The following is an 11,430-nucleotide window of genomic DNA, read 5'->3' as shown; positions in this document are numbered from 1 at the left end:
GCGGTGAGGTCCGGTAGGACCTCAGCCCAAGTAGTCCCGCAGGGCGTCGGCGCGCTGCGGGTCGCGCAGCTTGGTCATCGTCTCGCGCTCGATCTGGCGCACCCGCTCGCGGGAGAGCCCGAACCGCTTGCCGATCTGCTCCAGCGTGCGCGGCTGCTCACCGTCCAGGCCGAAGCGCATGATCACGACGTCGCGCTCGCGCTCCTCCAGGGTCTCCAGGACGTTGCGCACGTCGCCCTTCATCATCTGGAAGGCGACGGCGTCCTCGGCGACCGCGGCGTCGGCGTCCTCGATGAAGTCACCGAGGCGGGACTCCTCGTCGGCGCCGACGGTCTGGTCGAGGCTGACCAGGTCGCGGGAGTACTCGAGCAGCTCGGTGATCCGCTCGGGGGTCATGTCGAGCTCGAGACCCAGCTCCTCGGGGGTGGGCTCCCGCTCCAGCTCCTGGTGGATCCGGCGACGGGTGCGCACGACCTTGTTCACCTGCTCGGCCAGGTGCACGGGCAGCCGGATGGTGCGGCCGGAGTCGGCCATGGCGCGGGTGATGGCCTGACGGATCCACCACGTGGCGTAGGTGGAGAACTTGAAGCCCTTGGTGTAGTCGAACTTCTCGACCGCGCGGATCAGGCCGACGTTGCCCTCCTGGATGAGGTCCAGGAACGTCATGCCGTGGCCGGTGTAGCGCTTGGCCACCGAGACGACCAGCCGGAGGTTGGCCTCCAGCAGGTGGGCCTTGGCCGCCTTGCCGTCCGCGGCGAGCAGCTTGTAGTCGCGGGTCAGCGCGGGGGTGAGCTTCTTCTCGCCCAGCAGCCGGTCGGCGTAGAGGCCGGCCTCGATCCGCTTGGCCAGCTCGACCTCCTGCTCGGCGGTCAACAGCGCGGTCTTGCCGATGGTGTTGAGGTAGACGCGCACCAGGTCCGTCGACACCAGGCCACTGGTGTCCGGGGCACGGCGCGGCGAGCGCACCTCGAGGGTGTCGGTGGTGGAGGACTGCAGCAGCGTCACGATGAGTCTTCGTCCTTGCTTCGGTGTCCGGATGCATCGCGGCCGTCGTCGGCTCGCGGCACATCCCGGCGTGGTCGGTCAGAGCGTCGGCCCGGTGGCGCCCGGGGTGGCTCTCCGCCCGTGAGGTCCGTTGTGGTACGTCGTGTGCAACGGACCGGACCGGGAGGGTGTTCCGGTCCGGGACAACTCACAGGCAACGGCCAGGTGTGACTGAGAGCACTCTCTCCCGTACCCGGCGCCGACCGGATCAGACCTCCAGTTGCAAGGTCATCGGGCCTTCGTTGATCGAGGCCACCTGCATCCGCGCGCCGAAGCGCCCGGTCGCCACCGCCGTTCCCCGGCGGCGCAGCTCGGCGACGACCTCCGTCACCAGGGGCTCGGCGACCTCGCCCGGCGCCGCGTCCTGCCAGGAGGGACGGCGGCCCTTGCGGGTGTCGGCGTAGAGGGTGAACTGACTGACCACCAGCACCGGGAGGCCCAGGTCGCCCACGGACCGGGCGCCGTCGTCGGTGGCGAAGACCCGCAGCTCGTGCAACTTCCTGCCGAGCGCCCGGGCCCGGTCGGCGTCGTCGTCGCGCCCGGCGCCGACCAGGGCCAGCAGCCCGGCACCGATCTCCCCGACGACCTCGCCGTCCACCGTCACCGACGCCGAGCTCACCCTCGTCACCACCGCCCGCACCCGGTCATCCTGACGTGCGGCCGGGGTGGCCGGTCTCGCGGAGGTCCCGCTCGGCCACGAGTGGGGTGCTGGCCCGGCTCGATGGCGGTCCTGTGACGTTGCTGCCGGGCCTGCTGGCGACGCTTGCGCGGTACACCGTTCGTGCCAGCCTGGGCGGGACGGCGATCCTGGATGGGAGGGCAACGGCATGCGAACGGTGGAGTGGGCCAGGGCGGGCGGACACCGACAGTGCACGCGGCTGGTGGCAGTGGTCGCTGCGACGGTGCTGGTGAGCACCGTCCTGGGGCTCAGCGGCCCTGCCGCTCACGCGGCCGACTGCCCCGCCCCGCTCCGCACCGTCCTGGACACGACGCCGGCCACGGCTGAGCGCACGGTGGCGTTGACGTTCGACGACGGCCCGTCACCGCAGAACACACCCGACCTGCTGGACGTGCTGGCGTCGCGAGGTGTCAAGGCCACGTTCTTCGTGCGAGGTGACCACGCCTCCCGACACCCCGACCTGGTGCGGCGCATCGTCGCCGAGGGGCACGTCGTCGGGAACCACACCTGGTCCCATCCGGACCTGAGCCAGCTCTCCCCGGCGGGCCGAGTCGCCGAGGTCGAACGGGCGACGCAGACGATCGTCGACGCCACCGGCACGCGCCCGTGCTTCTTCCGCGGGCCCTTCGGGGTCCACCACAGTGAGTCGATCGCCGGCCTGGCATGGGAGCGGGGCATGACGGTCGTCGACTGGTCGCTCGACACCCGCGACTGGTCGACGCCGTCGAGCTGGAGCCCGTCGTTCCAGCGGCAGATCGTCACCCGGGCCACCTCGCCGGGCAGCGCGCACCCCATCGTGCTCATGCACGACGGCGGCGGCTACCGGCAGAACACGGTGGCGGCGGTGGACGAGGTCATCACGTACTACGCCTCGCGCGGGTACACCTTCACCGATCCACTGGGACGGGCGCTGCCCGTTGCTCCGGGCCAGGACGGCACCCACGTGGTGCGGCCCGGCGACACCCTGAGCTCCATCGCGTCCCGCTACAGGGCCAGCTGGCGGGAGATCTACGCAGCCAACCGGGCCGCCATCGGGCCGGACCCGAACGTCATCCAGGTGGGCCAGCGGCTCACCATCCCTGGCGCAGGCGGCGGCTCCGGTGGCTCGAACGGCGGCGGGTCGACCACGTACGTCGTCCAGCCGGGAGACACGCTCAGCTCGATCGCCGCACGTTTCGAGGTGAGCTGGCGGGAGATCCATGCGGCCAACCGGGCCACGATCGGGCCGGACCCGAACGTCATCCGGGCCGGGCAGCGGCTGACCATCCCCGGCGGCTGAATCCGCCCCGGGGTGCGCCGGCGGCGCGGACCCGTGGGTCAGGCGGTGCGGCAGAATGCCCGGGTGCCCCCGCTGCGCCTGACCCAGGACGACGCCGCCGACGAGCTGCTGAGCCGCGACCCGCTCGCCCTGCTGCTCGGCATGCTGTTCGACCAGCAGTTCCCGATGGAGCGCGCGTTCGCCGGCCCGCGGCTGCTGGCCGACCGGCTCGGGGTGGCGACCCTCGACGCCCCGGCGATCGCCACCGCCGACCCGGAGCACCTGGCGCAGGTGTTCCAGGGACCGCCGGCGGTGCACCGGTACCCGGGTTCCATGGCGACCCGCGCCCAGGCGCTGTGCCAGCTGCTCGTCGAGCGCTACGACGGCCGGGCAGAGCGGCTGTGGACCGACGCCCCGGACGGCGCGACGCTGCTCCGTCGGGTCGGGGAGCTGCCGGGCTTCGGCGCCCAGAAGTCGAAGATCTTCGTCGCGCTGCTCGGCAAGCAGTACGGCGTCACCCCGCCGGGCTGGCGGGAGGCAGCGGGGGAGTACGGCGAGGAGGGCTCGCGCCGCTCGGTCGCCGACATCACCGACCCGGCCTCGCTGGCCGAGGTGCGCGCGCACAAGCAGTCGGTGAAGCAGGCCGCCAAGGAAGCGAGGGCAGCCCGGGGCTGACCGGCCGGGCTCGTGCTCCGCCACCTGCATGGCGCGCGATCGGGTGGCACGATGGGCGGGTGAGGAGCCGGGGGCTCCGGGGGCCGGTCGTTCCACCCAGCGCGACCCACAGCCGACCACCGCCGCCCTTCCCCCGGCCCGGTCCAGGAAGGGCGTCCGTGGCCTCCAGCCAGCCGACCAGCCGACAGCAGCGCAGTGAGCCGCTGCTCATCACCGAGGCTGCCCCCAGCCTCTCCGAACAGCACGACGCCCGCGTGCGGCGCTACCTCATCACGATGGGCATCCGCTGCCTCAGCGTCATCGCCGCAGCGGTCAGCTACCAGTACTCGGTGTGGCTGATGATCGGTTTCGCGGTCCTCGGCACGATCCTGCCGTGGATCGCGGTGGTCATGGCCAACGACCGCCCGCCGAAGAAGAAGCTCGACCCGAACCGCTACCGGCCCTCCCCGCCGGATCGGATCCTGGAGTCCGGCAGCAGCAAGGCCCGCGTCATCGACATGTGAGCCAGCGGGCTCCGACTCGGGCCACCACCACGGCGGCCCGGCCTCCGGACGACCCCCGGCCGCGTGCCAGACGGCCAGCACCCCGGCGGTGAGGGCGTCGTCCACCTCAGGGGGGAGAGGACGGACGGAGATCCGGTGGAGGCGTTGGGCGGCCTGTCATCATGGTGGCGCCCCGTGACGGCCGGATCCCGGCCCGAACCCGAGAACTGAGGGAGCAGCCCATGAGCAGCGCCGACATCCTCGAGCGCCCGGACGTCCGCGACGCCGACACCGGCAACGCCAACGAGGTCTTCCACTACGTGAAGAAGAACCAGATCGCCGAGAGCGCGGTCATGGGCACCATGGTCGAGGCGCTGTGCGGCGAGGTCTTCCCGGTGACCAAGAGCCCGAAGCCGGGCAGCCCGGTCTGCCCGGCCTGCCAGGAGGTCTACAACCAGCTGAAGAAGTGAAGGACCCCGTCCTCCTCACCCCTCGCAAGCTCGGGTGAGCCTCTGGACGGGGCCGGGCACGGGGGCCGTCCCATCAAGGACGGGGCCGGTCACCGTAGGCCGAGCTTGTGGGCCTCCAGCTCGATCTTGGCGGCACGACGGCGCTGCCGGCGGTCCTCGTGGCGCTTGCGTGGCGCCGGCCAGCGGGACTCGACCGTGGCGTTGAGCTCGGCGCCCAGCAGCATGGAGAAGCCCAGCAGGAAGCAGTACAGCAGCGCCGCGATCGGCGCCGCCAGCGCGCCGTAGGGCAGTGCCGTGGTGAGGATGTCGGCGACGTAGCCGCGGAGCACCACCGCCGCGGCGATGAAGAAGCCGACGGCGAACAGCCCGCCGGGCAGGTGCCGGTGCCAGGGGATCCGCCGGGGCAGGATCACGTGGTAGAAGCTCGTGAGCGCCAGGATCAGCCCGATCACCACGACCGGCCAGTACACGGCGTCGACGAGCAGCGTGGCGGTGTCCTGCCAGTCGGTGGGCAGCAGGGCCACCAGGGTCCCGCGCCCGAGCACCAGCAGCGGCAGTGTCACCACGGCGATGACCAGGCCGATGACGAACAGCCACAGGGCCATGAGCCGGGTCCGGATGGGGCCCCGGACGTCCCGCTGGTCGTAGGCGATGACGATCGTGTTCATGAACGTCGCCGTGGCGGAGGAGCCGGCCCACAGTGAGACCAGGAAACCCAGGCTCACGATGTCCAGCCGCCCCGAGCCGAGGATGTCGTTGAGCGTCGGCTGGACCAGGTCGGCCACGACGCCCTCGGTGAGCGCCTCCGCGGACGCGGCGACCAGCTCGGCCTCGATCTGCTCGACTGCGTCGGTGCCGATCCACGAGCTCAGGTAGCCCAGCGACCCGAGCAGCCCGATCAGCAGCGGGGGGACCGAGAGGATCTGCCAGAACGCGGCCTCGGCGGACAGCCCGAGGATGCGGTCCTGCCAGGCCTTGGCCAGCGTCCGACCCAGCACGTGCAGCGGCACCCGGATCGTGGCCGGCCAGCCGGCCACGCGGGTGCGCCGGACGCGGGTGGCACCCGCGGGTGCCGGATCCACCGGGTCCCGGTCCGGGGTCGGCTGCTCCACGGAGGAGCGCGGAACAGCGGCGGCCACCCGCTCAGTGTGCACGCCCGCCTGTCGGCGCGTGCCCGGTCCACCGGGCCGGCCGCCCCCGCGCGAGGGAGGAGGCCTCAGCCGCCCGGCGTCGCCGTCGGCGTGCCGGGAGCGGCCGTCTCGCCCCCTGCCGCCTCGCCCCCCGCGGTCTCGCCCGCTGCCGGCTCGGCCGGCGGCGGGACGCACCGGATGACCGCCTCGGCGGCGTAGCGGGTCTCGAAGGCCTCCCGCCGGAGCTCGGCGCCGGTGTTCAGGTCCTGGAACACCCGGGTCACGGTGATGTCGAAGCCGGTGGAGCCGGACTGCGGGGTGCAGTTGCCGTCATCGATCTTCTCCTGCACCGCCGGGGCCCGGAGGTTGCGGCGTTCGCTGCTGATCGACTCGATGTCGTAGCGCTTGGTGCCCCAGAAGGTCACCGTGATCGACCCGGGCACCCACTCGGTCTGCACGTAGATGCCGGTGTCGGTGTCGTTGCGCCACTTGAGGTCGATCTGCCCCTCGTACACCGTCGCCTCCCGGCCGGCCGGGTAGCGGCTGATGTAGAAGCTGTGCGGCTTGTGGTAGACGTCCTCGAGGCCGGCGAAGAAGACGGCGTTGAACATCGTGGTGGCGAACTGGCTGATCCCGCCACCGACCGCCTGGGAGATCTCGCCGCCGCTGATCACCGCGGCCGGCACGTAGCCCTGCGCCGTGCCGCGGGGGCCGGTGTAGCCGTTCAGGCTGAAGGTCTCCCCGGGGCGCACCAGCGCACCGTCCACCTCGGCGGCGACCACGCGGATGTTGGTGCCGCTGGCCGCGTTGGTGAAGTTCGTGGTGAAGGAGCTGACCTCCTCCGTGATGCCCAGCGCCTCCGCCTGCTCGGTGGTGAAGGCGGCCGGCACCGGGCCGAGGACGGCGGTGACCTCGCGGGGAGCCGGCTGGGTGAGCACCGGGAGGAGCTGCTCGGCCAGGTCGGCGGGGTTGATGCCCTCGCCGTCGACCGACGGGACGACGGCGATCGAGCCACCGGACACCTCGAAGCGCGCGTCCTGCGCGGGGGAGCCGAAGACGGCGAACTGCTCGCCCATCTGCGCCTGCAGCACGTCGGGGTCGATGGCGACGTCGAGGGTGCCGTCCTCCTGCGGGGTGAAGGTCAGCGACGCGGCGATCGCCGGCACCGGGACCTCCGCGGAGTCGGCACCGTCGGCGCCCACGACCCGGACCGGGGCCGACAGGGCGGGGGTGACGGTCTCCTCCAGCACCCGCTGGGCCTCGCTGACGGGCACCGTCGCCGGGTCGACGTCGACGGGCAGCTCGATGACCTGGCTCGGATCGCCTCCGCTGGCCAGGGCGTCGGTGATCGCCTCGGCGGCGCCCTCGCGGTCCAGGCGGCGTCCGTCCTCGGCCTGGATCACGCGGGGCTCGGTGCCCTCGATGGCCACGGTCGCCTCGATCGGGGGCTGGTCGACGGTGGCGGCCAGCTGGTCGACCTGGGCGGTGAGCGCGGTCTCGTCGCCGGTGAGCACCGGGGCGACGGTGCGGTCGGCGAACAGCGAGGACAGCCGCGTCCAGGGGTTGAGCGGCTGGTCGTCGGCGGCGTCCACGGTGGCCGGCACGTCGAGGGTGATCCCGGCGGCCGGGGGGTGCACGACGCCCTCGACGTCATCGGCGCGCACCGGGTGGTCGGCGGCGACGCGGGGCGCCAGCTCGTCCTCCAGCCGCGCCGAGGCAGCCGCCGGGGTCAGCCCACCGAGGTCCACGCCGCCGACCACGGTGCTCCGGGGCACGTCGCCCGAGGCGACCGCGAGGTCGATGCCGTAGGCGGCGCCGAGCACGACGACCGCTGCCGCCGGGGCGAGGACGGCGGTCCGTCGCCACCACGGGCGGCCGGGGCCGGCGTCGTCGGCGGGCGGGCCGTCGGGGCCAGCGCTGTCGGGGCTGTCGCTGTCGGGGCTGTCGGGGCTGTCGGGGCCGTCGTCGTGCCCGGCGGTGGGGGCCGCGGCGGCGGTGGTGTCGCCGTCGTCGGGGGTTCCCGGGTCGGCCGGCAGCAGCGCCGTGGACTCCTCGGGGGTGGGGTCGGCATCGGGGCGGGACGGGCCGGTGCCGTCGGCCGGGCCGGGGTCGTCACCGGCGGCGGTGGCTTCCGGGGCGGGCGGGTCGGCGGCGGGCACCTCGACCGGCCGGGTGGCCGACCAGGAGGCGGTCTCCTCGGCCGGCGGCGCCGCCACGACCTCGTCCGGCGCTGCCGCGCGGTCCGGTGCTGCGCCGGCATCGGGGCCGTCGGGGCCCGTGGTCCCGGAGGCCTCCGTGGGCCTCGTGGGCTCGGCGGCCTCCGGAGCGCGGGGCGGGGAGACCGCGGCCGGTGGCGGGGTGGGGCGACCGCTGCTCACCGTGCCGTCCGGGTGCAGTCGCACCGTGTCGCTGTCTCGGGCGGGGTCCTGCGGCATGACACGTACTCCTGCTCGATCGGGCCGGCCGGGCCGTCCCGGGGACGACGAAGCCGCCGGCCCCCCGTCCGCGCGAGGCGTGGGCGGGGAGTCGGCGGCTTCGTCGAGTGAGGGCTTCATCGCTGGCGCGACGATAGAGGCCCTCCTCAGTTGCTGAGGCGCGCCTCGCCGTCGGTGTCGATGATGTCGACGGCGATGTCGCGGAGCTTGCTGTCGTACTCACGGGCGTGGTGCCCGCAGAACACGAGGTCGCTGCCGTTGCCGAGGACCACGCGCACCTTGGCCAGAGCCCCACAGCGGTCGCAGTGGAAGGGAACGACGAGGTCGTCAGTCGGCGGGGTCGTCGTCAGCGTCTGGGTCATCTGGCTCATCACTCGCTCTCTACCGCACGGACCCGCGGCTGCGGATCGGCCTCCTGCACAGCGCCAGGATGGCCCCTCGTGTTCCCGATCCACACTCCGGTGTGCACGGACTCGCCGAATGAGATGAGTACGTGACCGACGGGGTGCGGTGGTGCTGGTGATCGGGTCAGCAGGGGACGTCACTGGTTTCGGAACTCGGTCCGGGTGGTTCACGTGCTGGTCGTGCTCGCCGGCTCAGGCCGACGGTGGGTCCGCTGCTGTTCTGATGGGGCCCACGCTACGCCGTCTACCCGGTCCGTGCCGCCGTACACCGAGCCGTCACCCGTCAGAGGCGCTCGGGTCGCCCGCGAGGCGCACACCGGAGCGGCCCGGCGGGTGTCCGCCCGGTGTCCGGCTAGGGTCGTGCGCGTGGCGCTGTCCGACGAGGCGGATCCGATGGCCGGCATGGTCGAGGCCGGGCTCGCCGGCCGGGCCGAGGGCATGACCGAGGTGGTCACCGGGGGCCTCCGGCCGCAGGCGCTGCTGCTGGCGTTCTTCGCCGAGCACGTCCTGGACCGGGGTGTGCTGGTGGCGACCGGGAGCCTCCTGGAGGTGCTGGAGCGGGCCGGCGTGTCCGAGCACGCGACGCGCTCGACGCTGAGCAGGATGGCCCGCGATGACCTGCTCACCCGGGTGCGGCGTGGGCGGCAGGTCTACCTGGGGCTGACCCGTCGCTCCCAGGAGGTGCTGCGCGACGGCGGCCGGCGGGTGTGGCACTCCGGCGTGGTGAACGAGAACTGGGACGGCACGTGGGTGCTGCTCGGCTTCTCGCTGCCCGAGTCCTGGCAGCGCCAGCGGCACGAGTTGCGCTCGCAGCTGGCGTGGGCCGGGTTCGCCCCGCTGCAGGGCGGGCTCTGGGTGGCGCCGTCCGGTGTCGACCTGACGGCCGTGGGCCAGGATCCGGCGGTCGCCCCGCTCATCCGGGTCTTCGCCGCCAGTGCGCTGCCCCCGACCGACGTCGATGCGATGGTGCGCGACGCCTGGGACCTGGCGGCGATCGCGGGCCGGTACACCGGCTTCCTGGAGCGCTGGGAGCGCCCGGAGCACCGGCCGCGGCTGCCCGGGCTGGCCCAGCAGCTCACCCTCGACGCGGACTGGCTGCAGGTGATCCGCCGGGATCCGCGGCTGCCGGCCCGGCACCTGCCGCCGGGTTGGCCGGCGGCCCGGGCGCAGCAGGTGTTCCGGTCGCTGCACGCGGAGTTCGAGGCGGAGGCCCGTGCGGTCGCCGACGCCGTCCTGGACACGATCCCGGAGGAGGAGGGCGGCGCCTGAGGCCGCCGTCCCCGGGCCGGGACACAGCAGAGCCCCCGAGCGGATCGCTCGGGGGCCCTGTGTGGCCTGCCCGTTGGCCCCGTCCCGAGGCTCGCCCTGAGCTTGCGAAGGGTGAGGAGGACGGGGTCCTTTGTCAGTCCAGGTAGTCGCGCAGCACCTGCGACCGGCTCGGGTGCCGGAGCTTCGACATCGTCTTGGACTCGATCTGCCGGATCCGCTCGCGGGTGACCCCGTAGACCTGGCCGATCTCGTCGAGGGTGCGCGGCTGGCCGTCGGTGAGACCGAAGCGCAGCCGGACCACGCCGGCCTCCCGCTCCGACAGGGTCTGCAGCACGCTGGTCAGCTGGTCCTGCATGAGGGTGAAGCTGACCGCGTCGACCGCGACGACCGCCTCGGAGTCCTCGATGAAGTCACCGAGCTGGCTGTCACCCTCGTCGCCGATGGTCTGGTCGAGGCTGATCGGCTCCCGGGCGTACTGCTGGATCTCCAGCACCTTGTCCGGGGTGATGTCCATCTCCTTGGCCAGCTCCTCCGGGGTGGGCTCGCGGCCCAGGTCCTGGAGCAGCTCGCGCTGGATGCGGCCGAGCTTGTTGATGACCTCGACCATGTGCACCGGGATGCGGATGGTGCGGGCCTGGTCGGCCATGGCGCGGGTGATGGCCTGGCGGATCCACCAGGTGGCGTAGGTGGAGAACTTGTAGCCCTTGGTGTAGTCGAACTTCTCGACCGCGCGGATCAGGCCCAGGTTGCCCTCCTGGATCAGGTCCAGGAAGGCCATGCCGCGGCCGGTGTAGCGCTTGGCCAGGGAGACCACCAGGCGAAGGTTGGCCTCCAGCAGGTGGTTCTTGGCGCGCTCGCCGTCGCGGACGATCCAGTTGAGGTCGCGGCGCATCTGCGGGGAGAGCTTCTGGCCCTCCTCCTCGACCTGGCGCAGCCGCTCGGCGCCGTAGAGCCCGGCCTCGATCCGCTTGGCGAGGTCGACCTCCTCCTCGGCGGTGAGCAGGGCGACCTTGCCGATCTGCTTGAGGTAGGCGCGGACGGAGTCGGCCGACGCGGTGAGCTCGGCGTCCTTGCGCGCCTGACGCAGCGCCTCGGACTCCTCCTCGTCGTCCCACTCGAAGTCGGTGCCGCCCTCGGCCTCCTTCTCCTCGGGCTCGGCGACCGCGACACCGTCCTTGCCGGTGACGACGGTCTCGTCGAGCTTGAGGCCCTCCGCGCCGGCGTCGACGACGGCGACGGCTGCGCCGTCGGACGCGACGGCCGTCAGCACGGTGCCTTCACCGCTGCCGGGGGAGGGGGTGATGGTCGGCTTGCGCGCCGGGGCCTTCTTCGCCGTGGTCGTGCCGGCGGCCTTCTTGGCCGGGGCCTTCTTCGCGGCGGCCACGGTGGCGGTGGACTGCGACGTGGCGCTGGAGCGCGCGGCGACCGTCCTCGGGCGGCTCACGGCGGCTGCTTCCGGACCCTGCTGATCGGCGGGCACTCAGGTTCCTTCCCGTACTGCGGTGCGTTCCTCGAGGACCGTGTGGCCCGCGGGCAGCGGCCCCGACGCCGGCCCGGCGGCAGGCCCCGACGGCGGATCGCCCG

11 protein-coding genes are annotated in these 11,430 nt (G+C 73.1%); 5 read left to right on the top strand and 6 right to left on the bottom strand.

Annotated elements, in window-relative coordinates:
* Positions 1 to 21: 21 nt before the first annotated feature.
* Complete coding sequence (gene sigB, locus ACI79Y_RS09330) at positions 22 to 1,005, bottom strand: RNA polymerase sigma factor SigB (protein ID WP_457080694.1); 984 nt, start codon at positions 1,003 to 1,005, stop codon at positions 22 to 24.
* A gap of 247 nt (positions 1,006 to 1,252) precedes the next feature.
* The gene (gene dtd, locus ACI79Y_RS09325) at positions 1,253 to 1,675 is read right to left on the bottom strand and encodes a D-aminoacyl-tRNA deacylase (RefSeq protein WP_457158203.1); all 423 of its coding nucleotides are present in this window, start codon (positions 1,673 to 1,675) and stop codon (positions 1,253 to 1,255) included.
* Between the two features lie 250 nt (positions 1,676 to 1,925).
* On the opposite strand from dtd, the gene ACI79Y_RS09320 reads away from it, so the two are divergent.
* The 4 genes from ACI79Y_RS09320 to ACI79Y_RS09305 all read left to right on the top strand — a co-directional run bounded on the left by ACI79Y_RS09320 (position 1,926) and on the right by ACI79Y_RS09305 (position 4,608).
* Entirely contained in the window at positions 1,926 to 3,002 is a 1,077-nt protein-coding gene (locus ACI79Y_RS09320; RefSeq protein ID WP_457158202.1) for a polysaccharide deacetylase family protein, read from the top strand.
* A 63-nt stretch (positions 3,003 to 3,065) separates the two neighbouring features.
* On the top strand, positions 3,066 to 3,656 hold the full coding sequence (locus ACI79Y_RS09315) for an HhH-GPD-type base excision DNA repair protein (RefSeq protein ID WP_457158201.1): 591 nt from the start codon (positions 3,066 to 3,068) through the stop codon (positions 3,654 to 3,656).
* Between the two features lie 158 nt (positions 3,657 to 3,814).
* Positions 3,815 to 4,159: a DUF3099 domain-containing protein gene (locus ACI79Y_RS09310; protein ID WP_457158200.1), complete on the top strand. Its 345-nt coding sequence runs from the start codon at positions 3,815 to 3,817 to the stop codon at positions 4,157 to 4,159.
* Between the two features lie 221 nt (positions 4,160 to 4,380).
* The gene (locus ACI79Y_RS09305; protein ID WP_457075486.1) at positions 4,381 to 4,608 is read left to right on the top strand and encodes a DUF3039 domain-containing protein; all 228 of its coding nucleotides are present in this window, start codon (positions 4,381 to 4,383) and stop codon (positions 4,606 to 4,608) included.
* 89 nt (positions 4,609 to 4,697) lie between these two features.
* Here ACI79Y_RS09305 and ACI79Y_RS09300 read toward each other — a convergent pair whose 3' ends face one another.
* From ACI79Y_RS09300 to ACI79Y_RS09290, 3 genes are all read right to left on the bottom strand, one after another.
* Positions 4,698 to 5,747 carry a YihY/virulence factor BrkB family protein gene (locus tag ACI79Y_RS09300; RefSeq protein WP_457158199.1) on the bottom strand — a complete coding sequence of 350 codons (1,050 nt, stop codon included), beginning with the start codon at positions 5,745 to 5,747 and terminating at the stop codon, positions 4,698 to 4,700.
* A 77-nt stretch (positions 5,748 to 5,824) separates the two neighbouring features.
* Positions 5,825 to 8,173: a VanW family protein gene (locus tag ACI79Y_RS09295; RefSeq protein WP_457158198.1), complete on the bottom strand. Its 2,349-nt coding sequence runs from the start codon at positions 8,171 to 8,173 to the stop codon at positions 5,825 to 5,827.
* 146 nt (positions 8,174 to 8,319) lie between these two features.
* Entirely contained in the window at positions 8,320 to 8,544 is a 225-nt protein-coding gene (locus ACI79Y_RS09290; protein WP_457080732.1) for a DUF7455 domain-containing protein, read from the bottom strand.
* 399 nt (positions 8,545 to 8,943) lie between these two features.
* Between ACI79Y_RS09290 and ACI79Y_RS09285 the strand changes: the two genes are divergently transcribed.
* Positions 8,944 to 9,846, top strand: coding sequence for a PaaX family transcriptional regulator (locus tag ACI79Y_RS09285; protein WP_457158197.1), 903 nt, complete (start codon positions 8,944 to 8,946; stop codon positions 9,844 to 9,846).
* Between the two features lie 133 nt (positions 9,847 to 9,979).
* On the opposite strand, the gene ACI79Y_RS09280 is transcribed toward ACI79Y_RS09285, so the two are convergent.
* Complete coding sequence (locus ACI79Y_RS09280; protein WP_457139462.1) at positions 9,980 to 11,290, bottom strand: RNA polymerase sigma factor; 1,311 nt, start codon at positions 11,288 to 11,290, stop codon at positions 9,980 to 9,982.
* Positions 11,291 to 11,430 lie beyond the last annotated feature (140 nt).

The organism is Modestobacter sp. SYSU DS0875, from assembly GCF_054050915.1.
This window is presented reverse-complemented; position numbering and strand designations above follow the sequence as displayed.